Below are 23,678 nucleotides of genomic sequence, written 5' to 3'. Positions count from 1 at the left end.
TTGAACGTGAGATTCCTTCCTAAAAGTGCGTTTGGACAAACGGTACTGCTAATTGGTATGTTGTTACTGATCAATCAAGTGGTATCGTATTTGTCCGTGACCTATTATTTTATTCGCCCCAGTTACCAGCAAATCAATAACTTGTTGGCCACTCAAATCAATTTAGTTTTTATTGAAGAAATTGACCATAAAGATCCAGAATTGCATAAACGCTTTTTTGCGGCAACTGGCATGCGTTTACTAAGTAATGAGCAGGCACAAGCAGAAGGCGTAGAACAAGCGATTTACTACCCTTATCTGTCTCGCCAAATGAGCTTAAAGCTGGGTGGAGAGTCAGAAGTACGTATCACTCAAGGTAATCCTTATTTAGTCTGGGTTAAACCGCCTCAAGACCCCAGTGTGTGGGTGACCATTCCCATGTTAAGCCATGGTGAATCTGACATTTCTCCGCTGACCATCTATTTGCTAGTGATTGGAATTTTAAGTGTGGCAGGTGGTTGGATATTCGTGCGTAGGCTGAACAAACCACTACAAGCGTTACAGCACGCTGCGATTGACGTTGGGCGCGGAAATATTCCCCCTCCGTTAGAAGCCCAGGGTTCAACGGAACTGATGGCGGTGACACAAGCATTTAACCAGATGGCCAAAGGCATTAAACAACTGGAAGATGACAGAGCGCTGTTAACCGCAGGTATATCCCACGATTTACGTACACCGTTGACGCGTATTCGCTTGGCGACTGAAATGCTCCCTGAAGCACAGGACTGGTTGAAAGAAGGCATAGTGAACGACATTGAAGATATGAATGAAATTATCGATCAGTTCATTAACTATGTGCGCCAAGATCAGCAAGAAAGTATGGTCAGTGTGGATGTTAATGACCTTATCCGCGATGCAGTGCAAGTACGTAATATAGAAGAACACCATAATATACACCTCCACTTAAAGCCTATTCCAACAGCTTGCATGCGCCGAATAGCGCTAAAACGGGTATTGGATAATTTGATTGAAAATGCCTTTCGGTATGGGAGCGAAGATATCGAAATTCATTCCGGTTATGACAAGGCGCGTAACCTTCTGTTTTTCTCGATCCGTGACTTTGGCCCAGGTATTCCCGATACGCAAATTGAAGGCCTATTTAAGCCCTTTACCCAAGGTGACAAAGCCCGAGGCAGTTTGGGATCTGGCTTGGGCTTGGCGATTATTAAACGAATTGTCGATATGCACAGCGGCGAAGTGACATTAAAAAACCACCCTGAAGGTGGTTTGATAGCGAGTATCTTTATTCCTCATACTTGCCCTTAACGCGCAAGGGCAAGTGGTGAAACATTACTGATCGTTTTGTGTGTCCATCGCAAAAGTGCCAGCATGGATGGCATGCACATCGATTTCATCGAACCGGTATTCTGTATGGCAGTACTGACAGTTCATTTTAATTGCTCCTTCCGTGGCAACAATATTCAATAGCTCGCTTTTTTCTACCGCCGCCAATGCATTTGCACTACGCTCTCGGCTACAACTGCACTTAAATATGATGTCTGCAGGGGCATAAACTTCAACATCTTCTTGATGATACAGGCGATACAAAATATCTTCTGCAGGCAAGTTGAACAGCTCTTCATCTTTAATCGTTTCGGTCAATTTAGACAAGTGGTCAAAACCAGTATCTTCTGCAATTGTGGCTTGGCTACTGGTGGGCAAAATCTGCAAAAACATGCCGCACGCTTTGGCGCTGGTGTTGGTTTGCTGTGTACGCAGGATCACCTTGGTTGCCAATTGCTCTGATTGTTGAAAATAACCTTCGATACATTCAGCTAATGTCGGTTTGTCTAACGCCACCATACCTTGGTAGCGCTCACCATCTGTAGGGGTAATGGTAATAACCAACACGCCTTTTTGAAATAACTGGCTAAAGTCAGTAGGCAGTTCTGTCAATGATTCGTCCCAGCGAGCGACACCGCGTAATTGCTGATCATGCGTACCATTGATAACGGCATAATTTACTGGTCCGTCACTTTGCAACTGCAGAGCGATATCCCCTTCGAATTTTAATGTCGCCGTTAAAAGTGATGTTGCCGCCATCAATTCGCCGAGCAGTTTTTGTATAACGGGCGGGTAAGCATAAGAATCTAAAATGGATTGGTAGCTATTTTCCAGTCGAACGAGCTCGCCTCGCACATGGGCTTTATTGAAAAGATAACGGTGAAGTTGGTCAAATGACATAGTAAGTTCTCAATGGATCAGCAACACGCTGATCACTGGTGTTTAAGTTGGATAATTTGTCTACGTTGCTTTTTGTCTGGGCGCTGGTCAGGTTTGGGACTGTGAAAAGCACTCAATTTGCGCATTTCGCCATTTTTTTCGCGCAGCGCTAAGCTTTCTGGCGTCTCTTCAAACATCCGCTGCGCTAAAGGGGCTGAACGTCGATGTTGGGCTAATTCTAACACGATGATCTCTTTAACGTCGTATCCTTGAGGAACTTTTATCGTAACCCCGAGCTCTACCGTTTTACTCGGTTTACAGCGTTGCCCATTGTAACTGATTTTGCCAGACATAACGGCGTCTCTGGCTAGTGCGCGAGTTTTAAAAAAACGCGCAGCCCAAAGCCATTTATCTAGGCGAACACTTTGTTCTGTAAGTGTATTTTTATTGTCTTGTATTTTGTTTGGCATAAAGAATGGCCGATATGTAATATTTTCGTAACGAATGCTTAATAGAGTTGTGACCCCGTTGTCGACTCGTTATCATTGCTTAAAAATAAATAATAATGACGAGATGTATGTTACTCCCACAGGCCTCAAAAGGAAAATCTAAGCCATGAAAACCGTGCTGGTCACAGGTGCTAATCGTGGATTAGGTCTAGGGTTCTGCCAACAGTATTTTGCGCAAGGAGATTTAGTGATTGCTGTTTGTCGTCAAAGCGCTTGTCAGCAGGCGTTGTTAGCGCTTAAAGCACTAGACGACACAAGAATAAGGATTTTATGTGCAGATCTGCATTCGCAAGCGTCAATTTCACAATTAGCTGCTAATGTGTCGGGAAATTACACACTAGACGTGTTAATAAACAATGCTGGTGTTAGCGTGAATGAACCTTTTGGCCAATGGACGCAAGATGCATTTGTTGATAATTTTATGGTTAACAGTATAGCGCCTAGTTTGCTGTGTCAGGCATTGTTTGACTCATTAGCCCCGAGTGCGAAAGTGATTCAATTGTCGTCAGGCGTAGCGTCGATTACTCATACAAATCAGTTTGCCCAAGCTCCCCTTGACGCTTATGCCATGAGTAAGGCGGCGCTAAATATGTTTACACGGCGCTTGGCATTGCAGTTAAAAGAGACAGAGAAAGTCATTTGTGCGATTAGTCCTGGATGGGTGCAAACAGACATGGGTGGACAAGACGCAACGAGTACAGTAAAAGAAGCTGTAAGACAAATTATTGGCCTTATCAATAGTTTAAATAAAGCAGATAATGGCACTTTTATGGATGAAAAAGGCACGCACATTCCTTGGTAAATAAAATGAATGATAGGCGTTTGAAGTGCGCACCACCTTTTTCCAGTATGGTTCAACCGCGAGACAAGAATTATCACTAATTATAATTTCAATCACTTTGGGTTATTGCTACTTAAATATCAAGGGCAGATTAATCGTCTTGTTGTCGCTTTGTTGGTGATATTTTTGCTGGCTTATTTAGCCGAGTTGACATGGCGTGTATGGCCTCAGGGAGAGTTAGCACAAAGCGCATTGCCTGTTACGAGCGTCACACCTATCACATCAGGCGGTAACAGCAACCTTGATTTGCTGCCCGTAAAGCGACTGAATTTATTCGGAGATTTTCAAGCCGCTCCTGTTACAGAGCAAACGGTTACTGATGCGCCTGAGACCAAATTGAATCTCACTTTAACAGGCGTAGTGGCTAGTTCTGTAGAGGCGCAGGGGGCAGCGATTATTGAAAACCGCGGGAGCCAAGAAACCTATGGTTTAGGGGATAAAATAATTGGTACCAACGCGACTCTACGGGAAGTTTTCCGCGACCGAGTGATTATTCGAAATGGTGTGATCAACGAAACACTGATGCTAGATGGGATTGATTTTGACGAAGCGAATAAAAAACGAGCTCGCGCCTCCCGTCGTCCTGCGCCCGAAATGGCTCCCAGCCCTACACAAGATAACGTGATTACCTTGTCTGATGATGTGATAGATGCCACTCGTATGCTTCAGCAGCAGCCTGCTAACTTTACTGATTTTATTTCGGTTGCACCTCACAGCGAGAATGGCGAGCTACAAGGCTATCGCGTAAGCCCTGGTAAAAAGCCTGAACTTTTTAAAGCGGCAGGCTTATTAAGTGGTGACGTGATAACAGATATAAATGGTTTAAATTTAACCGACCCTCAGCAAGCCGTTGAGGCTATGGGCGAGTTGCGCGCAGCGCAATCCTTACAAATTACGGTCAGCCGAAACGACGAGTTGCTGACCTTGTTTTTAGATTTACCCGATGCGGAACAGGAATAACTAGCATGAATTTTATCCAGCGAACAAGCCGTAATATTTTACCCAGCTTGTGCCTTGTTATTGGAGCCGCATTTTTCTCTGCGTCAACCTATGTAGCAGCAAATGAATATTCCCCGAATTTTAAAAACACTGATATTGGTGAATTTATTAATATAGTGGGTAAGAATTTAAAGAAAACCATCATAGTGGACCCCAATGTGCGGGGTAAAATTTCGGTGCGTAGTTACGACTTATTAAATGAGGAGCAATACTACCAATTCTTCCTAAACGTGTTGCAAGTATACGGTTATGCCGTGGTTGAAATGCCCACCGGTATCGTCAAGGTAGTGCGTTCAAAAGACGCTAAGACCTCTAACTTACCCGTCGTAGAAGGAACCCCTTTTGACGGTGATGAGATGATCACTCGGGTGATGCCTGTATACAACGTACCTGTGCGGGAACTAGCTCCTATTCTCAGACAATTAAACGATCAAGCTGGCGGTGGAAACGTGGTGAGCCACGACGCATCAAACGTCATGATGCTGACAGGCCGCGCTGCTGTGGTGAATCGTTTAGTCGAAATCATAGAGCGCGTTGATAAAGCCGGTGATGAAGAAGTTGATATTGTTAAGTTAAAATTTGCCTCGGCATCAGAGCTCGTTCGCATCATTGATAGTATCAACAAGTCCACTGGAAAAACGAACACCAGCGGCAAAGACGCACCACGGGTTGTGGCCGATGATAGAACGAACAGCATTATGGTCAGTGGAGATATTAAAGCCCGCCAACGTATCGTAAATTTAATTGAACGCATGGACCAAGAGTTAGAAACTAACGGTAATACACGGGTTATTTTTCTTAAATACTCTAAAGCAGAAGAATTAGTTAAAGTGTTGCAAGGAGTAAGTGCCAGTATTCAAGCTGAAGAGCAAGGTGCTGCTAAGTCATCTAGTAACTCTAATCGCGGTGATATCAGTATTGAGGCGCACGAAGACTCTAACGCCTTGGTGATTACCGCGCAGCCAGATATGATGCGCTCATTAGAGGACGTGATCCGTCAATTAGATATTCGCCGAGCACAGGTTCAGGTTGAAGCGATTATTGTCGAAGTCTTTGAAGGTGACGGCACTACTGTGGGAGTGCAATGGGCTAGTGAGAAGTACGGCGCACAACAGTTCAGCAATGGTAACGTGGTCGGTATAGGCTCGTTAGCGGTCGCTGCAGAACAAGCATCTGATACAACCACAACCACAGTCGGCTTTGACGACGATGGTGACCCCTATTCCTTTGATGAAACCACAGAAGGTGATTATACCGCTCTTGCATCATTACTGGGCGGTGTAAACGGCTTCTTGGTCGGCGCGGTCAAAGATGGCTGGGGTGCAGTGCTCCAAGCGGTGAGTACAGATACCAACTCGAATGTCCTATCTACACCTCATTTAACAACACTTGATAACGAAGAAGCGTTTTTCATTGTGGGTCAAGAAGTGCCTATTATCACAGGCTCAACAACAGGTTCGAATAATACCAACCCGTTCCAATCGGTTGAACGCCAAGAGATTGGTATAAAACTTAAAGTCACGCCTCAAATCAACGAAGGTAACGCAGTGCAACTGCTGATAGAGCAAGAAGTATCAAGTATTAGCGGTGCAACCTCGGTAGATATTTTAATCAACAAACGTGAGATTAAAACCAACGTTATCGTAGATGATGGTGGCACAATTGTATTAGGCGGTTTAATTGATGATGACGTACAAGAGAGTGTATCTAAGGTGCCAATTCTGGGTGATATACCCTTTATTGGAAATCTGTTTAAGTCTACCACGACCAGCAAATCTAAGCGCAACCTGATGGTATTTATACGTCCTACGATCATTCGTGATGGCGTAACAGCAAATGATATTAGCCGTAAAAAATACAACTATATTCGCGCAGAACAACTTAAACGTCAGTCCGAAGGGATCCCCTTAATGCCGTTTTCTGAAAACCCAGCGTTACCTGAGTGGGACGATGGACTGGCATTGCCGCCCTCCTATAGTGAATATATGGAAAAAAGAGCAGCAGATGAAAAGGCCACTGAGAAAGAGGGTGATGAGTAGCAATGAGCTCAGAATCAATCAGTACCATGGAAGCTGAAGAGCAAGCTCTCGTTGCTGCAGGCACGGATGTAGATGCTCCGATAGAAGATGCGGAGCACAAGCAGCTAGCTTTTAGTTTTGCTAAGCGCCATAAGGTGCTACTGGAAACCGCCGAAAGCCCGGCGTTGCTTTACCATACGAATGAGACCGACTTTGCTATTTTTGCCGAGGTGAGGCGCTTTTTAGGTGCAGCGTTTCAATTGTGTGAAATAGAGAGTAGTCAGTTTGAAAAGCTGCTGACCAGTGCCTTCCAGCGTGATTCTTCCGCGGCCAAGCAGTTAATGGAAGACATTGGTAATGAAAGCGACTTGTTTGCGCTAGCAGAAGAGTTGCCCGACACAGAAGATTTGTTAGAAAGTGAAGATGATGCGCCGATTATTAAATTGATCAATGCCATGTTAGGCGAAGCGATCAAAGAAGGCGCATCTGACATCCATATTGAAACCTTTGAATCCCAGCTGTTGGTGCGTTTCAGGGTAGATGGCGTATTAAGAGAAATTCTTCGTCCGAATCGTAAGATGGCCTCTATGTTGGTTTCACGTATTAAGGTTATGTCGAAAATGGACATCGCCGAGAAGCGTGTGCCACAAGATGGACGTATTACTCTGCGTATCGCGGGGCGTGCGGTTGATGTAAGGGTGTCAACCATGCCATCAAGTCACGGCGAGCGCGTGGTATTGCGTTTACTCGATAAGAATAATGTACGTTTAAATCTTGAAGATTTAGGCATGACCAAAGTCAATCGCGGGCATTTTTCAGGCTTAATTCGAAAACCTCACGGTATTATCTTGGTAACGGGCCCTACGGGTTCAGGTAAGTCCACCACTTTATATGCTGGCTTGAGTGAAATTAATTCCAAAGACCGCAATATTCTGACGGTAGAAGACCCAATAGAATTTGACCTGCAAGGCATTGGTCAAACACAGGTTAACGCCAAAGTGGATATGACATTTGCCAGGGGATTGAGGGCTATTTTACGTCAGGATCCTGACGTGGTCATGGTGGGTGAAATACGTGATTTAGAAACCGCACAAATTGGTGTTCAAGCCAGTTTAACCGGTCACTTGGTGATGTCTACATTGCACACCAATACGGCCGCTGGCGCGATTACTCGCTTAGAAGACATGGGCATTGAACCCTTTTTGCTGTCATCTAGTTTACTTGCCGTTTTATCACAGCGTTTGGTGCGTACCCTATGCCCTGAATGCAAGACCACGTATGAACCAAGTGCACAAGAATGCAATATTTTGGGTGTAGCGGTTGGCAGTGATGACAGCCAGCATGTGTGTCGTCCCAAGGGCTGTGCAGCTTGTAACCACACCGGATACCGAGGAAGAACCGGTATTCACGAATTATTGATTGTGGATGAAGGTATTCGCGAGCTAATTCATAACGGCCACGGTGAGCAAGCCATTGAAAAGTACATTCGCCAAACTACGCCAAGTATTCGTGATGATGGCTGCCGTAAGGTATTAAGCGGTGACACTTCCCTCGAAGAAGTTTTGCGCGTAACGCGAGAAGATTAAAATGGCAGCGTTTGCTTACAAAGCGATTAATAAAAGCGGTAAGAACAAAAGCGGCGTACTTGAGGGCGATAACGCTCGCCAAATACGCCAGCAGTTGCGTGAACAGCAACTTATTCCGCTTGAAGTAGAGCAAGTTGCAGAAAAAGAGCGTCGCTCGGCCAAGCAATTTTCCCTGTTTAAACCGAAAATTTCTGCTTCTGATTTAGCCTTACTTACGCGTCAGTTAGCGACCTTAGTGGAGTCTTCGCTGCCTATTGAAGAGGCCTTGATGGCTGTCGCGCAACAATCTGAAAAGCCACGCCAGAAAAACATGATGATGGCGGTGCGCAGTAAGGTGGTAGAGGGTTATAACCTAGCCGATGCTATGGCAGAATTTCCACATGTATTTGACGAGTTATTTCGCGCCATGGTTGCAGCAGGCGAAAAGTCCGGGCACTTAGACACCGTACTTAATCGCTTAGCGGATTACACCGAGAAACGTCAACAAACTCGCAGTCAAATAACGCAGGCGATGGTCTACCCAACGCTGATGATGTTCTTCGCGATGGGAATTGTCATTTTATTACTCACAGTGGTGGTGCCAAAAATTGTCGGTCAATTTGATCACATGGGCCAAGACTTGCCCACGATCACCAAAGTTTTAATCAGTATCAGTGAGTGGATGCAAAATTACGGCTTAGCCTTGATTGCATTTTCTGCCGTGGTGGCGGTAATCGTTGGGCGCGTGTTGCAGCAACCGGTGATGAAAAAGCGTTACCATCACTTTATTCTTGGCTTACCTTTGTTGGGTAAAGTGTCAAAAGGGCTGAATACCGCGCGCTTTGCTCGTACATTGAGTATTCTGACCTCCAGTTCCGTGCCTCTGTTAGAGAGTATGAAAATTTCCAGTGATGTACTGGCGAACTTGTACATTCGTGACGAGGTCAAAGGGGCATCAGTCAATGTAAAAGAGGGCTCAAGCCTGCGAGCTGCGTTAGAGCGAACCAAAATGTTTCCGCCTATGATGATGCACATGATTGCCTCGGGTGAACGTAGTGGTGAGTTAACACAGATGCTCGGGCGCGCTGCTGATAATCAGGACAGAGAGTTCGAATCCTTAGTTGGTGTGTCTTTAAAAGTGTTTGAACCGCTTTTGATTGTTTCTATGGCAGGAATTGTGCTGTTTATTGTAATGGCCATCCTACAACCTATTTTAGCTTTAAATAACATGGTGAATCTTTAATGAAAACGTTACAACGTAAACAGCGCGGCTTTAGCTTGATTGAAGTCATGGTAGTGCTATTGATTATTGGTATTATGGCATCGATGATCGCGCCGTCTATTTTAGGTAATCAAGAGCAAGCGCAGTTAAAAAAGGCAGCGGTGGATATTCAGCAGCTTGAAAGTGCATTGGAAATGTACAAGCTGCGTAACAATGTTTTTCCTACCAGCGAGCAGGGGCTTGACGCATTAGTGACCATTCCTACTATTGATCCTATTCCACGTAATTATCAAGAGGGTGGATTTATTAAGCGCTTACCTGAAGATCCTTGGGGCAATCCTTATCAGCTCATCAGCCCTGGAGAAGTAGGTGTTATCGACATTTTTTCAAACGGACCTGATGGTGAAGCCGGCACTGATGATGACATTGGTAACTGGAATCTAAACGATTATTTAGGTTAACACTCTGGTGCTACACGCTGCCTCTTGCCAATCGAATGACATAAGGTCAAACCACCAACGAGGCTTCACATTGTTGGAAGTCATGTTGGTGTTAGTCATTATGGGACTGTTGGCGGGCACTGTGGTGTTTAATATTAGCGGTCAAAGCGGGCAAGATAGACTCAAGCAGCAAGTACAACGTTTTCAAGTGGTGTTTAGTATGGCTTCAGATTTTGCCGTACTCAATCAGCAGCAACTTGGGGTGTATATCGATAAAGATAAAAACCAATATAGTTTTGTTGTACTTAATGACGAACAAAACTGGCAGTTGCTCTCTGGTGACAAAACGTTCGAGGCTCATACCCTACCTGATGAATTCACCTTCGAATTAGCGTTAAATGATTTGCCATGGGACACTGACGACAGCTTGTTTAATGAGTCTTCTATTGATGCTGAACTATCATTTAGTGACGATGACCTAAGCATAGGTGATGAGGAAGAGAAGAAGCTTCCGCCTCCTCAAATTCTTTTATTGTCTAGTGGAGATATTACGCCTTTCTCTTTGGGGTTTGCTTACGAGCCGGGTTTTTCCTCTGAACCCGCCAGTTATTTCCGTCTCAATGTACAAGACTCACTTCCGGTTACCCTTGAAGGGCCTCTAGAAACGTTATGAAGCTACCGACTACTGCTAGACAACACAGAGGAATGACCTTACTAGAAGTCATGGTGGCTTTGGTCATATTCGCTATGACAGCTACTGCCATTATGAAAGCGGCCAGTGATCATTTAAGCAGTATCGGGCAGATAGAAGAAATCACCTTCGCGACTTGGGTAGCGAATAATCGCTTAACTCAGTTGCAGCTCTCAACACAATGGCCACCAAAGAACAACGCTAAGGGCGAACAACACATGTCTGAGCGTACTTGGTTTTGGCGTCAAACGGTGAGCAAAACCAATGATAGTGAATTGATGTCAGTGGAAGTCAGTGTGGCATTAGATGCTGCTTTTTCTGCGCCGATTACCTCTGTCACTACCTTTGTGGCTAAACGAGACTCAGATGTCTAATCTCATCCGCGTACCGAAACGGTTGAGCTGCAGAACCGTTCGTACAACGAAAATCGCTCCTATATTCCCTGCCACTCGCGGCTTTACCTTGCTGGAAATTCTTATTGCCATGGCGATCTTTACCTTAATTGGTATCGCAAGCACTGGTGTACTGACAAGCGTTATAAACAGTGATGAACTTTCAACAGAGCGCTTTGAGAAGCTACAAACATTGCAACGGGCTATGTTGACCATAGAGCGGGATATATTGCAGGGAGTTGCTCGCCCAGTCAGAGTGGAAGGCGAAATAAGCGAGCGTGTTATGTTGGGTGGAGATGGCATATTAGATAGTAACCATGATGGGCTTATTTTTGTGCACGGTGGCTGGCACAACCCGCAATTGCGTTTACCACGCAGTACTTTACAAGGCGTAGGGTATCGAGTGCAGGAGCGCCAACTACAGCGCTTATACGGCAACTATGTGGATAATGTGATTGGCTACGAGCCTAAGGTGAAAGTGCTGCTTGAGAATATAGATGACTTTAAGGTGTACTTTATTCCGGTTGACGAAGACCAAGAGGACGACTCTGCATGGCAAGATGATTATAGCGATGTGATTTTACCTAAGGCAGTCGCGATAGAAATCACTAGCCAAGATTTCGGGTTGATTCGGCGAGAATTTTTGCTCGCTGGGACAAGCTCATGAGCACGGTAAAAGATAAGCTGAAACAACAAAAAGGTGTCGCACTTATTATCGTGTTGCTTATTGTTGCTTTAGTCAGTGTACTGGCCACACAGATGGGCTCGCGTTTACAATTGCAAGTTAAGCGGGCATCGAATATTAAAGATAATAACCAAGCTTATTGGTACGCCATGGGCGCTGAACAATATGCGCAAAAGTCGATTAAATTTTTGCTTGAAAACAGTGACGGTGTGATTAACTTGAATCAGCAATGGTCTGAACCTTTTGTTTACCCCTTGGAGGGTGGCGGAATTCAAGCGCAATTATTGGACATGCAAAGTTGTTTTAATATCAATAGCCTACAAGGCGGCGATGAAAACAGTACAGGCTCAGGGACCCGCTCAGAGCCAAGCGAACGTCAATTAGCGTTTAAACGCTTAATGACAAATATTAACGCCGACATCAGTAGCTATGATATTGATACCTTTAGTGACTCTTTAGTCGATTGGTTAGATGCTGACAGTAATATGCGGCCCCAAGGCGCAGAAGACAGTGAGTATGAATCTCGTCAATTTCCGTATCTTGCAGCGAACAATTTGATGGCACACAAATCAGAGTTACGTCTAGTTAATGGCGCGAGCATTGAGTGGCTCGCTGATGTGCTTGACCAGGTGTGTGTGATACCCGGTGATGATCAATTGAAAATCAATGTGAATACCATTGATGAGGAAAGTATTGCAGTATTGGCCGCGTTGACTGGGCTTGATGAGTCCGGCGCGCAAGATCTTATTTCAAATCGACCGGATGATGGTTATCAGACTAAAGATGAATTCTTAGCGGTCAATACTATTTCAGCGCTTAATATGCCCAGTGAGCGTGAGGATTGGTTTGATGTCACCACGCAACACTTCATATTGAAGGTGAAGACTTCTTATAATAATGCCACGTTTTCGATGCTCAGCGTATTTAAGGTAGATGACAATCAGAACGTGACTGTATTGCGCAGAGAGTTCGCCTTACAATGAACAAGGCTAGAAATCAGCATCCACAGCCAGTCAATAGTGGAAACAACAGAATGGTTAATGACCAAAGTAGGCCAGCATAATGGAACAGTTAATAGTTAGATTAGGCTCGAATGAAAATGATGCGATCCATTGGATAGTATGCTCACCTAATGAAGATGACGTGATAGCCAGTGGCGAGCTTGCTGGAGTTGAGGATTTGTCATCCCTTAAGGACCGAGCTGGACAACGGCCGATTGTTGCCTTGGTACCTACTAGCGACGTATTACTCAAATGGGTAACACTACCGAGCAAAGCTGGACGCAAAGCGTTAACTGCTATCCCGTTTATGCTCGAAGATGAAATCAGCAGTGATATCGCCAGTCAATTTTTCGCTTTAGGTGGCCGCAAAGATAATCAACAAGCGGTAGCGGTCATCGGTAGAGCTCGCCTACAGGCTTGGCAAAAGCAATTGGCTGATGCTGGGTTATATTGTGAGCGTATTGTGCCTGATATTTTAGCGGTACCTGAACCAATTAGTGGTTGGTCTGTACTTGAATTAGGTGAGCAATTACTGATCCGTCAAGATCAATGGGCGGGTATTCAAGGTGAAAAAAACTGGCTAGTACAAGCGGTAAATCATCACGCGAAGCAGCTCCCTGAACCATTGTTGCTAGATAATTACAGTAGTTTGTCTGAACAAGAACTAAGCAATGTACTGCTACAAGAGCAGCGTGTTGATATGCCCATGAAGATATTGGCGCGTGGGTTACAAGCTAGCCAATTTAATTTACTACAAGGTGAATTTAAATCACGTAAAAAACAAGGTGGTGAGTTTAGAAAGTGGCGTTTAGCAGCAGTACTAGCCATTGTGGCCTTATGCACGACTTTGATTGATAAAGTTGCTTTGCAGCAGCAATTAAGTCACGAAAAGGCCCAATTATCTGCACAGGTCAAGTCAGAATTCAAACGCGCATTTCCAAATGCCGGGGCATATCGAGATGTACGAGCGACCATGCGCAGCAAAATGGCGGCGCTTGAGCAAGGCTCGGGTGGTTCATCGATGCTGGTGATGATGAGTCAGTTATCAGAAGCGTTTGCCAAAAGTCAGGTAAAACCATCGAGTGTAAAATTTGATTCTGCGCGCCGGGAATTGCGTATGCAAGCCATGGCGGCAAACTTTGAGTCTCTAGAGCAGTTCAAGCGTTTGGCAGAAGCGCAAGGGTTTGAAGTGGAACAAGGTGCTATTAATAACCGCAATGATTTGGTGTTTGGTTCGTTGTTGGTAAGGAGCTAAGATGAATGCCTTAAAGGAAAAATTTAACCAACTGACTGAGAGAGAGCAACGCTTAGTACTAATCTCAGCCGTTGTGGTCGTGGTCGGTATGTTTTATTGGTTGGTCTGGTCACCTTTGAATCAAGCGATAGAGCGAGATCAAAAAGCCGTTGAATCGCAAAAATCGTTGCTGAGCTGGGTGCAAAAAAATGCTAACAGAGCAATACAATTGCGTGCCGCCAATGGCGTTAGTACAGGGTTTAATGGTTCCCTTGCTCAGGCAGCGAATCAGACCGCTGCGAACGCGAATATTCCTATTGCACGTATGCAGCCACAGGGCGAGGAGCTTCAAGTATGGGTTGATCAGGCGCCGTTTAACGGCGTGTTAGATTGGTTACAATCTTTGGAAGATATGGGGATCAGTATTTTAGATGTAGACTTAGCCGAAGCTGATGCCCCTGGGCAAGTTAAAATCCGTCGTTTGAAATTAGGTAAATCATGAAGTCAGTTTTTAAGTGGGGCTTTGTTTGCCTTATTGTTTTCGTTGTATTTCTTATTGTTAAGTTACCGGCAGCACAGGTTATTTCTCGTGTTCAACTGCCATCAGAGGTTACCGTGCACGGTGTCTCTGGCACCATTTGGAATGGGCATGCTGCGTCTGTATCAGTACAAGGCTTGCCGATCCACGATGTGAATTGGCAATTAGCATTTTTACCCTTACTGACAGGGACGGCCAACTTAGATGTGCAAGCGGGTAATATTCGCGAAGTAGAAGATATTGCTTTTGATGGCCACATCTCCATTTCAAACGGACGATTACAGGGTGAAGATGTTCAGGTGTTTTTACCCACTAGTTTAGTCATCACCAGCTTGCCTCTGCCTATTCCGGTGAACGCCAGTGGGCGTTTTAAAATCGCGTTAAAGGAAGTGGATTACACCGAACATTGTCAAGCCCTTGAAGGGCAAGGCCTTTGGTTAAAAGCGAAAGTGCAGGGAACACAGCAGGAGATTGATTTAGGGAACTTTGAATCTTCGCTGAAATGCGAGAATGAAGAAGTAGTTATGACGATTAATGAGCCCAATAGCTTTGGGTTAAGTGCGGTTGCACATATCCCAAGCTCTTTGGAATTCCGGATTAACGGCCGTTTTAAACCCAATGAAAATTTGCCAACAGAAGTACATCAGGCTGCACAGTTTTTTGGTAAAAAAGATGCTCAAGGGTACTATCCTGTCAAATTCTAGTACGGTGACAATATCAAAAAACGAAAAAGGCGCTTCAAATTGAAGCGCCTTTTTCGTTTGTATAGCATGCTAACTGCTAAGCGTTATAGTAGCTCAAGCAAGTTTCTACTTCTTCTTTGGAGCCCAATATAACAGGTACGCGCTGGTGGATTTCAGTAGGCATGACTTCCAAAATTCTACCATGACCTGTTGAGGCTAACCCGCCAGCCTGTTCCATTAAAAACGCCATTGGATTTGCTTCATACAGTAAACGCAATTTGCCCGGCATTTCAGGGTTACGTTTATCAAATGGATATAAGAAAATCCCCCCACGACTGAGTACTCTGTGTATGTCACCTACCATGGCTGCGACCCAGCGCATATTGTAGTCTTTATCGCGAGGACCATCGGTACCCGCTATTAAGTCACCAATGTAATTTTGCATCGGATCTTCCCAGTGGCGCTGATTTGACGTGTTGATTGCAAACTCAGACGTTTGTGTGGGCACCTGAATATTTTTTTGCGTTAACAAAAAGCCGCCGTGGGTTTTATCTAAGGTATAAAGGTGGGTACCGCGACCTGTGCTCAATGCGAGCATGGCACTTGGGCCATATAGCACATACCCTGCGGCAACGATTTGCGTACCTGGTTGTAAAAACGCTGACGGGTCGTCTGCATCCATCCACTGTGGTGCGTGTGTAATCGAGAATATCGTTCCGATTAAGCTGTTAATGTCGGTATTTGATGAGCCGTCTAATGGATCAAAACTCACTAAGTAATTTCCGTTTGGATTACAGGCCACAACATCATCTTCTTCTTCAGATGAAATGGCTTTCACATAACCAGATTCACTGAGAATGTCTTTTAGAATTTGATTAGAAATAACATCAAGTTTCTTTTGTGTCTCGCCTTGTACATTCTCACTTAAGGTTGACCCTAAAACACCAGCTAATGCGCCTTGACTGACCCTGAATGATATTTCCTTACATCCTGCTAATAATGTTCTTAATAGCAAGATAAGCTCCATTGGAGCGCCGTCTTCTTGAAGTTGCGAGTTGAGTCTTTTCATGGGTTATTTTGACCTTTTATCATGATTGTAGGGACAGAAAATAGCAGCGAATATTGTTGCTTTTATGATCGCTGTGTACGGTATGACCAGTGTAACCGGATTTTTTCTAAAACTCAGCTCCGATTACTGTACTTTCAGGCCTAGATAAGGAATTTGTCATCTTGTCAGTGCGTTCTGGTATCGGTATCTGGTAATCTAGATGGATATTTATCCCAGAAAAATTGCTATGCATTTACATATTTTAGGTATCTGCGGAACGTTTATGGGTGGCATCGCTGCTATTGCAAAGGCGATGGGCCATAAAGTAACCGGTTCCGACAACAACGTTTATCCTCCGATGAGCACACAGCTTGAGTCTTTAGGCATTGAGTTAACGCAAGGTTTCGATGAAGAGCAATTCGATCCCCAACCCGATATGGTGGTGATAGGAAACGCCCTTTCACGGGGCAATCTTGCCGTTGAATACGTACTGAATCGAGGTTTACCTTATACCAGTGGCCCGCAATGGTTATTGGAAAACGTACTGAATGATCGGTGGGTTCTTGCAGTTTCAGGGACGCATGGCAAAACCAGTACTTCAAGTATGTTAGCTTGGATCCTAGAGTGCGCAGGAATGTCTCCGGGCTTTTTGATTGGGGGAATTCCGCAGAACTTTGGCATTTCAGCCCGCTTAGGAGAGACCCCGTTTTTCGTTATAGAAGCCGATGAATACGACAGTGCTTTTTTTGATAAACGTTCAAAATTCGTGCATTACCGCCCGCGCACATTGGTCATTAATAACCTTGAGTTTGATCACGCAGACATTTTTGACAGTATTGCAGATATCCAAAAACAGTTTCATCATCTTATTCGCATGATACCCGGCAACGGCCTTGTCATTGCACCCAAAGCGGATCCACACATTACTGAAGTGCTCGATAAGGGGTGCTGGTCGCCTGTACAGTTTGTTGGTAGTGACTGGAAAGTAGCAGAGTGTACAGCCGATGGAAGTGAGTTTGATGTGTTATATAAAGGGACATCCTTTGGCCGCGTTAAATGGTCGCTATTAGGTCAGCACAATGTACAAAATGCCATGATGGCGATAATTGCTGCCCGTCACGCAGGCGTATTGCCTGAAGTGGCTATCGAAGCGTTGACGAATTTCGTTAATGCGAAGCGCCGCATGGAAGTGCTAGGTACAGTCAACGATATAACTGTTTATGACGATTTTGCCCACCATCCTACGGCGATATCGACAACCTTAGAAGGGCTACGAGCAAAAGTAGGACAAGCGAGGATTCTAGCGGTTCTTGAACCACGTTCAAATACAATGAAAATGGGGGTCCACAAACAAACACTTGCTCAGTCATGGTCTGCTGCCGACCAAGTTTTTATTTATCAACCGAGCCATTTGAGCTGGTCAATGGATGCTTTACTGGCCCAGAGCGAGGTGACTACCTCACTACATGACGACCTAGAAATACTGGAAAAGTCTATATTGTCCTATGTTAAACCGGGTGACCATATATTAATTATGAGTAACGGCGGTTTTGGTGGTATTCACCAGCGTTTGTTACAGAAACTGTCACAGTAACGCACATAATTATTCGTTAATTCTCAGGCTTGATATAGCCATGCAAATAGGAATTTTAATACATGTACAAATTTACGATTGGCTTTCTTGCGCTTTCTTTTAGTGTAAACGTTTTGGCTTGGGGGCAAATTGGACATAGGGTTACTGGCGCTATTGCCCAGCAACATTTGACCGCACAAGCACAAGCAGCCATCAGTGCTTTATTACCCAATGAAGACTTAGCCGAGGCTTCAACTTATCCAGATGAAATGCGCTCTAACCCAGATGAGTTTTGGCAAAAGAAGGCCGGCCCATTTCATTACGTGACAATTCCTAGAGGTAAGACGTATCCACAAGTCGGTGCGCCTGAAGAAGGGGACGGGGTCACAGCATTGAGCATGTTTACTAAGACGCTAAAAAGTAGTAATGCAAGCAAAGAAGATAAGCAGCTAGCATTGCGTTTTATCGTGCACATCATAGGAGATCTGCATCAGCCTTTGCATGCGGGCAATGGTACAGACCGAGGCGGTAACGATTTCAAAGTGAACTTTTTTTGGCATGATTCCAACTTGCATCGAGTATGGGATAGTGAGCTACTCGATCAGCGCCAACTATCTTATACAGAGTGGGCCCTGAGGCTTGACCGTAAAATCAGTGAACAAGATATTTCAAATTGGAGTGATATAAATCCTCAAACTTGGATCGCTGAGAGTGTAAAAATTCGCGATGAAATCTACCCGACAGAAACAGAAATATCTTGGGATTATTTATATAACCACCTACCTCAAGCGCAAGAACGCTTAAAAATGGCGGGCATTCGAATTGCCACTTATTTGAATGATATCTATAAATAGACATTAGCCCCAAAAAGCAAAAGGGCAGCGAGTTCGCTGCCCTTTTTATTGCCACAATGAAAGACTAACTTTTGTGATATTGGGCACTGTATTTGTGCACTGCATCAACGAAAACTTTCGCGTTTTCAGGGGGCACGTCTAAATGAATACCATGGCCCAAATTGAAGACATGACCTGAGCCTTGCCCAAATCCTGCCAGTATTGTTTGTACTTCCTGTTCAATACGCTCTGGTGACGCATACAGCATTGAAGGGTCCATATTTCCTTGTAGCGCTACTTTATCACCTACACGGGCTTTAGCATTGTCTATATTGATGGTCCAATCTAGCCCAACACCGTCACAGCCTGTTGCTGCTATCGATTCTAACCACATGCCCGCATTTTTGGTAAATAGGGTCACAGGGACTTTACGTCCATCGTTTTCCCGGGTGAGTCCGTCGACGATTTTATGCATGTATTGCAATGAGAAATCTTGATAGTCGCGAGGCGACAGCACACCGCCCCAAGTATCAAACACCATGACAGATTGCGCACCGGCTGCGATCTGAGCATTAAGATATAAAATAACTGAATCAGCCAATTTATCTAGCAGTAAATGAAGGGCTTTGGGATCACTAAAAGCCATCTTTTTGATTTTAGTGAAGGCTTTGCTTGAACCCCCTTCAATCATGTAAGTCGCCAGTGTCCATGGGCTGCCAGAGAAACCAATAAGAGGCACTTCACCTTGTAAGTTCTTACGAATGGTGCGCACTGCATTCATGACATACTGCAACTCCTGTTCAGGGTCAGGAGCAGGCAAATTTTTAATATCGGACATGCATGTTAATGGGCGCGCAAATTTAGGGCCTTCACCTTGTTCAAAATACAAGCCTAAGCCCATAGCATCTGGAATGGTAAGAATATCTGAAAACAAAATAGCGGCATCTAGGTCGAAACGGCGTAATGGCTGCAATGTAACTTCACAGGCTAATTCCGCATTTTTACATAGTGACATAAAGTCACCAGCTTGGGCGCGAGTTGCTTTGTACTCAGGTAGATAGCGGCCAGCCTGACGCATCATCCACACGGGCGTGACATCAACAGGTTGGCGGAGTAAAGCGCGTAGGTAACGGTCGTTTTTTAACGAAGTCATGAATTTCCTCTGTAAAATCTGTAAAATTGTGCGCCAGTCCTAGGCCAAAAAGGCGACATTGTACTCTTTTAAGCATAATGAAAAAGCGAATATCAACCTTTATATTGTAAATACTTGCAACAAGCCCCGAATCTCTGTTATAACAATGTTGCGCAAGCAAACTAACAACAAGAAGCTCGAAAAAACGAGACTTAGACGCTAAAATATTCGAACCCCACTCAAAGTGGGGTTTTTTATGTTAGTTGGTTTTAGTTAATCAGCGCAAATTTCTTCTATCGTGCGTTCAATTAACTGCCCAGCAATAGAAAACTTTGGCGGGATATTAGGAAGTTCATCATATTTAAACCAATGCGCTTCGATTATCTCATGGCCATCGACTTTAATATCGCCACTGTCAAACTCAGCGAGAAAACCTACCATTAACGAATGAGGAAATGGCCAAGGTTGACTCGACATATATCTAAGGTTCTTGATTTTAACCCCTACTTCTTCGAATACTTCCCGATGAACTGCGTTTTCAAGGGTTTCTCCACTTTCCACAAATCCTGCTAGCGTAGAGAACATATTGCGCTCTCTTTGTGGTTTGCCTTGAGCTAACAGGATTTTATCCTCGTGACGAATAGCGACAATGATGCAAGGTGATATCCTTGGGTAGCATCTATGATGACAGCGATGGCATTGCATCGCCATTTCCCAATCTATCTTTTGCATGGTTGAGCCACACTGGCCACAAAATCTGTGTGTTCTTAAAAAAAGTGCCACCTGCCAAGCGCGAGCAGCCACAGAAAAGAGTTCCAAGTCATCGTGAACTAACAAACTTCTAAGATGAGTCAATTGTACGCCACTATGCTCAATGGTCTCATTACCCATATCAATGAGATAGCACGTCTGTTTGTTATGTTCACCAACTTGAACTATTTGCTCTTTATATGCGTGCGCAAAGCCAAGGTTGCTCCACGTTTCGATAAGTGGGCCTTGTGCTTCATGGGGAACAAGAAGTTTCTCGGCGCTAAAGATAAACCAAATACTGGGGGTGTCGGCGCTCACGTTTACGTTTTGTTTAATCATAATTTGTACATCACCACTGTTAGCTATGCCCAAATAACACAGCCATTTGCATTATGTTAATTGCAAAATATGCTCGAAATGCCTCTTAACAATATCAACATTGTTACCAACAAATTATTGGTTCAGCTTTGGTTAAGAAATACTTGCACACAATGATACGCATTATGTGCATTAAATCCTCAACTTTATGAAGTAAATCAAGCTACTATTCGTACAAAGCCCTTTAGATGAGTGATATACTTCGCTAAAATGACTAGATATTGATAGTCACGTTGCAGAGCTTCAATTTTAAGCGCGTAATGGGATTAACTCAAAGGCAGCGGTATAAAGATGAGCAATGAATCACAAGTACAGAAAGCACGTCAATACTGTGAACAGGAAGGCGCTCGTTTCACCCACTTGAGGGAAACGGTTTATGCCTTGCTGTTGGACAAAAAAGGCGCTGTAGGCGCATATGACTTGTTGGATACCTTAAAGGAAACAGAAAGCAACGCTAAGCCAGCAACTGTTTATCGGACGTTGGATTTCTTACTGGAGTTAGGCTTGATCCATAGGGTTGAGTCGACCAACGCATTTGTTGCTTGCCATCACTTTGGTTGTAGCCACCCCGTTCAGTTTTTGATATGTGACAACTGCGGTTTGGTGAAAGAAATTCAATCTGAGGGTTTACAAGATACCTTGGTAAAACAAGCTGAAACTCACGGTTTCCAAGTATCAAAGCAAACCATTGAGGCTCATGGTTTATGCACATCATGCCAATAGAGTTAGAGGGTGTGCAAACTCGCGACAGACGGCAGGAATGGTAGTCATATGAATGCAGAGTTTATTAATCCGTTTATCGCTGCTTTGCGTAATGTGCTTAGTACGATGGCACAAATTGAGTTGGTATCCGGTAAACCGCAGAGAAAAACTGCAGCGACAGCTCAGGGTGATGTTTCAGGCTTAATCGGTATGGTAGGTGATGATGTAAAGGGTTCACTTTCCATTACCTTTGAAACCAGTATTGCACTAAAGGTGATGCAAAATATGCTCGGGGAGCAGCCTGAAGCGATAAATGACGATGTTGCTGATATGGTGGGCGAAATTACCAATATGATTTGCGGTGGCGCTAAAACCGAGCTAGCTAAACTTGGTTACAATTTTGGTATGGCGACACCAGTTGTAGTTTTCGGTAAAGATCATACACTAAGTCATACGGCATCTGGTCAAAAAATGATCATGCCGTTTGCAAGCGAGCATGGCAAAGTTTTTTTAGAGATGTGCTTTGACAAGTAGTCAGCCTAATTGGTTTCGGGAGCGCTTGCGTTTGCGCCCAAGAGCAAGAGGGTTCCATCTTGTAACAGATGAGATAGTGGGGCAGTTAGATGCGCTCACTAAGATAAATATTGGTATCTTGAATCTGTTTATTCAGCATACGAGTGCCAGTTTAACGATTAATGAAAATGCGGACCCTACGGTCAGAGCAGACCTAGAGAGTCACATTAATCAAGCTGTTCCCGAGAATGCGGCATATTATCTGCATAATTACGAGGGATCGGATGATATGCCAGCACATATTAAAGCCAGTGTATTTGGGAGTAATCTGACAATTCCTATACAAAACGGAAGGTTAGCACTAGGTACCTGGCAAGGAATATATTTGGGTGAGCATAGAAATCATGGTGGTGAACGTTGCGTGATTGCAACAATTACTGGCCTATAACTATTTTACACACTAAATCAGCTTATATAACGACGCTTAGGCGGCGGTGATATCAATTGATTAACACAATACATTAAGGACGTTTATTATGAAAAAAACCATGACAGCCATGGGTATCTTACTTGCTTTTACCAGTGGAGCATTCGCTCAATCTGCGCCAGTAGGCGACAAATGGGTAGGTGGTTTCGGTGAATATTATAAAACTGACGGTGAGCTAGACGGCGCCCCCACTTTTTATGATGACGGTGTTGGCTTCGGTGCTGAGCTAGGTTTTCGCTTCAAGCCTCAATGGGCGGCACGTTTAGAATGGTCTCACTTGAACATCGATCAAACAGGTGGTTTAGGTGATGAATCTGGTAACCGTCTAGGTGTTGATGCCATGTACTTCTTACCTGACGACTTAATGTATGTTTTCGCAGGTGTTAAACATCTTGATATAACTGATAGCTCACGTCTAGCCAACGTTGGTTTGGGTAAGCATTGGAACATTAACGACAAGTGGCGTGTGATTACTGAAATCGCAGCGTACCATGACTTCGGCGAAGCATATAATGATGTGAGTGCTAAAATAGGTCTAGCCTATAGCTTCGGTGCAACATCAGCGCCTGTTACTCGTGATTCTGACAATGACGGTGTTAACAACAGCATGGACAAATGTCCTGGTACTGCTCCAGGCGTTCAGGTAGATGCGATGGGTTGTGCATTGGCTGCTACTGCTGTTGAAGCTGATTCTGACAATGATGGTGTTGTAGATAGCCAAGACAAATGTGCTAACACACCTTCTTCAGACAAAGTAGACGCAACGGGTTGTAGCATTTTCACCGAAGTTGAAGTTGAAGAAACCTTACGTATCTTGTTCGCTAACAACAGCTCAGAAATTGCTAATCGTGCTAACAGCGATATCCGTGACTTCGCTGCATTCATGAAGCGTTTCCCTTCTACTGATACTGTTATCGAAGGTTACGCGTCAGCACCGGGTGAGAGCGATTACAACCAATGGTTGTCTGAAGAGCGTGCTAAAGCGGTACGTATGGTATTGATTGAAGATTATGATATCAAACCTGCTCGTATTACTGCAGTTGGCTACGGTGAGAGCAAATTGCTTGACGCCCCTACAGCTAAAGAAGCTAACAAAATTAACCGTCGCATTGTTGCGCGCGTAAGTGCTTCTAAGCGTGAGAAAGTAACTAAGTAATTAGTTAATCAAATGCAAAAAAAGAGGTGATTTTCACCTCTTTTTTTTTGTCTTAAATTCGGTAGATTATTTATAGAAAAGAGTCA

25 protein-coding genes are annotated in these 23,678 nt (G+C 44.3%); 20 read left to right on the top strand and 5 right to left on the bottom strand.

All coding sequences use genetic code 11. The features are described 5' to 3' along the window. Nucleotides 1-6: 6 nt before the first annotated feature. A complete protein-coding gene (gene envZ, locus FX988_RS12290) occupies nucleotides 7-1,305 on the top strand; it encodes a two-component system sensor histidine kinase EnvZ (RefSeq protein WP_160182169.1) in 1,299 nt (432 codons plus the stop codon). Nucleotides 1,306-1,329: 24 nt separating this feature from the next. Here the strand turns inward: envZ and hslO are convergent, their stop codons facing one another. Together hslO and hslR are read right to left on the bottom strand one after the other, a co-directional pair. Then, on the bottom strand, nucleotides 1,330-2,223 hold the full coding sequence (gene hslO / locus FX988_RS12285) for an Hsp33 family molecular chaperone HslO (RefSeq protein ID WP_160180170.1): 894 nt from the start codon (nucleotides 2,221-2,223) through the stop codon (nucleotides 1,330-1,332). Between the two features lie 32 nt (nucleotides 2,224-2,255). Continuing rightward, the gene (hslR, locus tag FX988_RS12280; protein WP_160180169.1) at nucleotides 2,256-2,672 is read right to left on the bottom strand and encodes a ribosome-associated heat shock protein Hsp15; all 417 of its coding nucleotides are present in this window, start codon (nucleotides 2,670-2,672) and stop codon (nucleotides 2,256-2,258) included. Between the two features lie 145 nt (nucleotides 2,673-2,817). On the opposite strand from hslR, the gene FX988_RS12275 reads away from it, so the two are divergent. The 13 genes from FX988_RS12275 to FX988_RS12215 all read left to right on the top strand — a co-directional run bounded on the left by FX988_RS12275 (nucleotide 2,818) and on the right by FX988_RS12215 (nucleotide 15,041). Next, nucleotides 2,818-3,513: an SDR family oxidoreductase gene (locus tag FX988_RS12275; RefSeq protein WP_160180167.1), complete on the top strand. Its 696-nt coding sequence runs from the start codon at nucleotides 2,818-2,820 to the stop codon at nucleotides 3,511-3,513. A 105-nt stretch (nucleotides 3,514-3,618) separates the two neighbouring features. After that, a complete protein-coding gene (gspC, locus tag FX988_RS12270) occupies nucleotides 3,619-4,512 on the top strand; it encodes a type II secretion system protein GspC (RefSeq protein ID WP_160180165.1) in 894 nt (297 codons plus the stop codon). A 5-nt stretch (nucleotides 4,513-4,517) separates the two neighbouring features. After that, nucleotides 4,518-6,590 (top strand): type II secretion system secretin GspD, encoded by a 2,073-nt coding sequence (gene gspD / locus FX988_RS12265; RefSeq protein ID WP_160180164.1) that lies wholly within the window; start codon nucleotides 4,518-4,520, stop codon nucleotides 6,588-6,590. A gap of 2 nt (nucleotides 6,591-6,592) precedes the next feature. Next, nucleotides 6,593-8,155: a type II secretion system ATPase GspE gene (gspE, locus tag FX988_RS12260; protein WP_160180162.1), complete on the top strand. Its 1,563-nt coding sequence runs from the start codon at nucleotides 6,593-6,595 to the stop codon at nucleotides 8,153-8,155. A 1-nt stretch (nucleotide 8,156) separates the two neighbouring features. Beyond that, complete coding sequence (gene gspF / locus FX988_RS12255) at nucleotides 8,157-9,377, top strand: type II secretion system inner membrane protein GspF (protein WP_160180160.1); 1,221 nt, start codon at nucleotides 8,157-8,159, stop codon at nucleotides 9,375-9,377. Next, nucleotides 9,377-9,817, top strand: coding sequence for a type II secretion system major pseudopilin GspG (gspG, locus tag FX988_RS12250; RefSeq protein WP_007983820.1), 441 nt, complete (start codon nucleotides 9,377-9,379; stop codon nucleotides 9,815-9,817). Before gspF ends, gspG begins: the two co-directional genes overlap by 1 nt. A gap of 82 nt (nucleotides 9,818-9,899) precedes the next feature. Further along, nucleotides 9,900-10,469, top strand: a complete 570-nt coding sequence (gene gspH / locus FX988_RS12245) for a type II secretion system minor pseudopilin GspH (RefSeq protein ID WP_254700604.1) — start codon at nucleotides 9,900-9,902, stop codon at nucleotides 10,467-10,469. Next, the gene (gspI, locus tag FX988_RS12240) at nucleotides 10,466-10,861 is read left to right on the top strand and encodes a type II secretion system minor pseudopilin GspI (RefSeq protein WP_160180156.1); all 396 of its coding nucleotides are present in this window, start codon (nucleotides 10,466-10,468) and stop codon (nucleotides 10,859-10,861) included. The genes gspH and gspI overlap by 4 nt, the downstream gene beginning before the upstream one ends. Next, complete coding sequence (gene gspJ / locus FX988_RS12235) at nucleotides 10,854-11,546, top strand: type II secretion system minor pseudopilin GspJ (protein ID WP_160180154.1); 693 nt, start codon at nucleotides 10,854-10,856, stop codon at nucleotides 11,544-11,546. Before gspI ends, gspJ begins: the two co-directional genes overlap by 8 nt. Beyond that, on the top strand, nucleotides 11,543-12,547 hold the full coding sequence (gspK, locus tag FX988_RS12230; protein ID WP_160180152.1) for a type II secretion system minor pseudopilin GspK: 1,005 nt from the start codon (nucleotides 11,543-11,545) through the stop codon (nucleotides 12,545-12,547). The genes gspJ and gspK overlap by 4 nt, the downstream gene beginning before the upstream one ends. Before the next feature lie 79 nt (nucleotides 12,548-12,626). Then, nucleotides 12,627-13,820 carry a type II secretion system protein GspL gene (gspL, locus tag FX988_RS12225; protein ID WP_160180150.1) on the top strand — a complete coding sequence of 398 codons (1,194 nt, stop codon included), beginning with the start codon at nucleotides 12,627-12,629 and terminating at the stop codon, nucleotides 13,818-13,820. Nucleotide 13,821: 1 nt separating this feature from the next. Beyond that, the gene (gene gspM / locus FX988_RS12220; RefSeq protein WP_160180148.1) at nucleotides 13,822-14,301 is read left to right on the top strand and encodes a type II secretion system protein GspM; all 480 of its coding nucleotides are present in this window, start codon (nucleotides 13,822-13,824) and stop codon (nucleotides 14,299-14,301) included. Further along, nucleotides 14,298-15,041, top strand: coding sequence for a type II secretion system protein N (locus FX988_RS12215; protein WP_160180147.1), 744 nt, complete (start codon nucleotides 14,298-14,300; stop codon nucleotides 15,039-15,041). Before gspM ends, FX988_RS12215 begins: the two co-directional genes overlap by 4 nt. Before the next feature lie 76 nt (nucleotides 15,042-15,117). Here the strand turns inward: FX988_RS12215 and FX988_RS12210 are convergent, their stop codons facing one another. Beyond that, on the bottom strand, nucleotides 15,118-16,089 hold the full coding sequence (locus tag FX988_RS12210; protein WP_160180145.1) for a class 1 fructose-bisphosphatase: 972 nt from the start codon (nucleotides 16,087-16,089) through the stop codon (nucleotides 15,118-15,120). Nucleotides 16,090-16,315: 226 nt separating this feature from the next. Here FX988_RS12210 and mpl point away from each other — a divergent pair, with 226 nt between their 5' ends. Further along, nucleotides 16,316-17,662: a UDP-N-acetylmuramate:L-alanyl-gamma-D-glutamyl-meso-diaminopimelate ligase gene (mpl, locus tag FX988_RS12205; RefSeq protein WP_160182168.1), complete on the top strand. Its 1,347-nt coding sequence runs from the start codon at nucleotides 16,316-16,318 to the stop codon at nucleotides 17,660-17,662. A 62-nt stretch (nucleotides 17,663-17,724) separates the two neighbouring features. Beyond that, the gene (locus FX988_RS12200; protein WP_160180143.1) at nucleotides 17,725-18,495 is read left to right on the top strand and encodes a S1/P1 nuclease; all 771 of its coding nucleotides are present in this window, start codon (nucleotides 17,725-17,727) and stop codon (nucleotides 18,493-18,495) included. A 64-nt stretch (nucleotides 18,496-18,559) separates the two neighbouring features. On the opposite strand, the gene hemE is transcribed toward FX988_RS12200, so the two are convergent. Together hemE and nudC are read right to left on the bottom strand one after the other, a co-directional pair. Beyond that, nucleotides 18,560-19,627: a uroporphyrinogen decarboxylase gene (hemE, locus tag FX988_RS12195; protein ID WP_160180141.1), complete on the bottom strand. Its 1,068-nt coding sequence runs from the start codon at nucleotides 19,625-19,627 to the stop codon at nucleotides 18,560-18,562. A gap of 252 nt (nucleotides 19,628-19,879) precedes the next feature. Continuing rightward, a complete protein-coding gene (gene nudC, locus FX988_RS12190; RefSeq protein WP_160180139.1) occupies nucleotides 19,880-20,695 on the bottom strand; it encodes an NAD(+) diphosphatase in 816 nt (271 codons plus the stop codon). A gap of 330 nt (nucleotides 20,696-21,025) precedes the next feature. On the opposite strand from nudC, the gene FX988_RS12185 reads away from it, so the two are divergent. The 4 genes from FX988_RS12185 to FX988_RS12170 all read left to right on the top strand — a co-directional run bounded on the left by FX988_RS12185 (nucleotide 21,026) and on the right by FX988_RS12170 (nucleotide 23,592). Beyond that, on the top strand, nucleotides 21,026-21,457 hold the full coding sequence (locus FX988_RS12185; protein WP_160180137.1) for a transcriptional repressor: 432 nt from the start codon (nucleotides 21,026-21,028) through the stop codon (nucleotides 21,455-21,457). 48 nt (nucleotides 21,458-21,505) lie between these two features. Further along, on the top strand, nucleotides 21,506-21,970 hold the full coding sequence (locus FX988_RS12180) for a chemotaxis protein CheX (protein WP_160180135.1): 465 nt from the start codon (nucleotides 21,506-21,508) through the stop codon (nucleotides 21,968-21,970). Beyond that, the gene (locus FX988_RS12175) at nucleotides 21,960-22,397 is read left to right on the top strand and encodes a secondary thiamine-phosphate synthase enzyme YjbQ (protein WP_160180133.1); all 438 of its coding nucleotides are present in this window, start codon (nucleotides 21,960-21,962) and stop codon (nucleotides 22,395-22,397) included. The genes FX988_RS12180 and FX988_RS12175 overlap by 11 nt, the downstream gene beginning before the upstream one ends. A gap of 88 nt (nucleotides 22,398-22,485) precedes the next feature. Then, nucleotides 22,486-23,592: an OmpA family protein gene (locus FX988_RS12170; RefSeq protein ID WP_160180132.1), complete on the top strand. Its 1,107-nt coding sequence runs from the start codon at nucleotides 22,486-22,488 to the stop codon at nucleotides 23,590-23,592. Nucleotides 23,593-23,678: the final 86 nt, after the last annotated feature.

The organism is Paraglaciecola mesophila (genome assembly GCF_009906955.1).
Taxonomy (GTDB): Bacteria; Pseudomonadota; Gammaproteobacteria; order Enterobacterales; family Alteromonadaceae; genus Paraglaciecola; species Paraglaciecola mesophila_A.
This window is presented reverse-complemented; position numbering and strand designations above follow the sequence as displayed.

What these genes read in the sequence shown, in the direction of transcription:
- FX988_RS12275 (WP_160180167.1), top strand. Translation starts at nt 2,818, where the DNA reads ATGAAAACCGTGCTGGTCACAGGTGCTAATCGTGGATTAGGTCTAGGG.
- FX988_RS12200 (WP_160180143.1), top strand. Translation starts at nt 17,725, where the DNA reads ATGTACAAATTTACGATTGGCTTTCTTGCGCTTTCTTTTAGTGTAAAC.
- FX988_RS12170 (WP_160180132.1), top strand. Translation starts at nt 22,486, where the DNA reads ATGAAAAAAACCATGACAGCCATGGGTATCTTACTTGCTTTTACCAGT.
- mpl (WP_160182168.1), top strand. Translation starts at nt 16,316, where the DNA reads ATGCATTTACATATTTTAGGTATCTGCGGAACGTTTATGGGTGGCATC.
- gspF (WP_160180160.1), top strand. Translation starts at nt 8,157, where the DNA reads ATGGCAGCGTTTGCTTACAAAGCGATTAATAAAAGCGGTAAGAACAAA.
- gspE (WP_160180162.1), top strand. Translation starts at nt 6,593, where the DNA reads ATGAGCTCAGAATCAATCAGTACCATGGAAGCTGAAGAGCAAGCTCTC.
- gspJ (WP_160180154.1), top strand. Translation starts at nt 10,854, where the DNA reads ATGTCTAATCTCATCCGCGTACCGAAACGGTTGAGCTGCAGAACCGTT.
- FX988_RS12210 (WP_160180145.1), bottom strand. Translation starts at nt 16,089, where the DNA reads ATGAAAAGACTCAACTCGCAACTTCAAGAAGACGGCGCTCCAATGGAG.
- gspD (WP_160180164.1), top strand. Translation starts at nt 4,518, where the DNA reads ATGAATTTTATCCAGCGAACAAGCCGTAATATTTTACCCAGCTTGTGC.
- FX988_RS12185 (WP_160180137.1), top strand. Translation starts at nt 21,026, where the DNA reads ATGAGCAATGAATCACAAGTACAGAAAGCACGTCAATACTGTGAACAG.
- hslO (WP_160180170.1), bottom strand. Translation starts at nt 2,223, where the DNA reads ATGTCATTTGACCAACTTCACCGTTATCTTTTCAATAAAGCCCATGTG.
- FX988_RS12215 (WP_160180147.1), top strand. Translation starts at nt 14,298, where the DNA reads ATGAAGTCAGTTTTTAAGTGGGGCTTTGTTTGCCTTATTGTTTTCGTT.
- nudC (WP_160180139.1), bottom strand. Translation starts at nt 20,695, where the DNA reads ATGATTAAACAAAACGTAAACGTGAGCGCCGACACCCCCAGTATTTGG.
- gspK (WP_160180152.1), top strand. Translation starts at nt 11,543, where the DNA reads ATGAGCACGGTAAAAGATAAGCTGAAACAACAAAAAGGTGTCGCACTT.
- gspG (WP_007983820.1), top strand. Translation starts at nt 9,377, where the DNA reads ATGAAAACGTTACAACGTAAACAGCGCGGCTTTAGCTTGATTGAAGTC.
- FX988_RS12180 (WP_160180135.1), top strand. Translation starts at nt 21,506, where the DNA reads ATGAATGCAGAGTTTATTAATCCGTTTATCGCTGCTTTGCGTAATGTG.
- gspI (WP_160180156.1), top strand. Translation starts at nt 10,466, where the DNA reads ATGAAGCTACCGACTACTGCTAGACAACACAGAGGAATGACCTTACTA.
- gspH (WP_254700604.1), top strand. Translation starts at nt 9,900, where the DNA reads ATGTTGGTGTTAGTCATTATGGGACTGTTGGCGGGCACTGTGGTGTTT.
- hemE (WP_160180141.1), bottom strand. Translation starts at nt 19,627, where the DNA reads ATGACTTCGTTAAAAAACGACCGTTACCTACGCGCTTTACTCCGCCAA.
- gspM (WP_160180148.1), top strand. Translation starts at nt 13,822, where the DNA reads ATGAATGCCTTAAAGGAAAAATTTAACCAACTGACTGAGAGAGAGCAA.
- gspL (WP_160180150.1), top strand. Translation starts at nt 12,627, where the DNA reads ATGGAACAGTTAATAGTTAGATTAGGCTCGAATGAAAATGATGCGATC.
- hslR (WP_160180169.1), bottom strand. Translation starts at nt 2,672, where the DNA reads ATGCCAAACAAAATACAAGACAATAAAAATACACTTACAGAACAAAGT.